The organism is Anaerobutyricum soehngenii (assembly GCF_009697165.1).
Lineage (GTDB): Bacteria > Bacillota > Clostridia > Lachnospirales > Lachnospiraceae > Anaerobutyricum > Anaerobutyricum soehngenii.
Genome location: NZ_VULP01000067.1, coordinates 1 through 1,341 on the forward strand (window position 1 = coordinate 1; position 1,341 = coordinate 1,341).

Below are 1,341 nucleotides of genomic sequence, written 5' to 3' on the forward strand. Positions count from 1 at the left end.
CGGTGCTAGAATATAAATAGTACAAGTCAAAATGAGAATTCCTAATCTAATATTTCATGGTACAATGTAGGTACCGCACTGAAGGAGGATCTCATTATGGCAAAGCACTATGACAAACAGTTTAAACTGGATGCAGTCCAGTATTATCATGATCACAGAGACTTAGGACTGCAGGGCTGTGCATCAAATTTAGGAATCAGTCAACAAACATTATCACGCTGGCAAAAGGAGCTACGTGAGACAGGTGATATCGAATGCCGTGGTTCCGGTAATTATGCTTCTGATGAAGCAAAAGAAATCGCACGATTAAAACGTGAACTTCGTGATGCACAGGACGCTCTTGATGTACTAAAAAAAGCAATCAACATTCTGGGAAAATGACGGAAGCCATTTATCTCGAAGTTGCTGAGAAGGCAGAAACTGCCCATAAGGCTGGACGCCGGGTTTCTGTCTCCGGAATGTTGAAATATCTCGGCGTTTCCCGTTCTGGTTACCGTGCATGGCTAAAACATGTTCCTTCAAACGCTGAACAGCGTCGTGAAACGGTAAAAGCCAAAATCAAGGATATTTATGATGAATCAAAACAGAATTACGGTGCCCCAAAGATTACCAAAGAACTGCGAAAATCAGGGGAAATAATCTCTGAACGTACAGTTGGTAAATACATGAGGCAAATGGGAATCAAAGCACAATGGGTAAAACCATGGACTATTACCACAAAAGATTCTGACTTCAGTAGCGAATTGCAAAATATCCTTGATGAACAGTTTAATCCGGAACGCCCAAATGCTGTCTGGTGTTCTGATATCACATATATCTGGACGATAGACGGATTTGTTTATCTAACCAGTATTATGGATTTATATTCCAGAAAAATCATTGCCTGGACACTTTCTAAAACACTGGAAGTATCCTGCGTGATTGAAACAATAAATAAAGCTAAAGCAAGACGTAAAATCGAAGAACCATTGATTCTGCATTCCGATCGTGGCAGCCAGTATGTATCCAAAGAATACAAGAGGATAACTGCCGGTATACAGTGTAGCTATTCGAAAAAAGCTTATCCTTGGGACAACGCATGTATTGAATCATTCCATTCATTGATCAAACGTGAATGGCTGAACCGCTTCAAAATCCGCGATTATGATCATGCGTACCGATTGGTCTTCGAATATCTGGAAGCATTTTACAATACAAAACGTATTCATAGCCATTGTGACTATATGTCTCCAAATGATTATGAAGAACTGTATCGTAGAATCCAGAAAGACGAATTGCTGATGGCAAGTTAAGATGAGGAAAACCTCATTTTAACTTGTACTAAATCTTGACATAGGACCA

General features: G+C 39.8%; 2 protein-coding genes. Both read left to right on the forward strand.

From position 1 onward, the window contains the following. Positions 1-96 precede the first annotated feature (96 nt). Positions 97-381 (forward strand): transposase, encoded by a 285-nt coding sequence (locus FYJ25_RS14320; RefSeq protein ID WP_009245215.1) that lies wholly within the window; start codon positions 97-99, stop codon positions 379-381. Further along, positions 378-1,292 (forward strand): IS3 family transposase, encoded by a 915-nt coding sequence (locus FYJ25_RS14325; RefSeq protein ID WP_055151734.1) that lies wholly within the window; start codon positions 378-380, stop codon positions 1,290-1,292. The genes FYJ25_RS14320 and FYJ25_RS14325 overlap by 4 nt, the downstream gene beginning before the upstream one ends. Positions 1,293-1,341: the final 49 nt, after the last annotated feature.

Coding starts and splice junctions, on each gene's coding strand:
- FYJ25_RS14325 (WP_055151734.1), top strand. CDS start 378: ATGACGGAAGCCATTTATCTCGAAGTTGCTGAGAAGGCAGAAACTGCC.
- FYJ25_RS14320 (WP_009245215.1), top strand. CDS start 97: ATGGCAAAGCACTATGACAAACAGTTTAAACTGGATGCAGTCCAGTAT.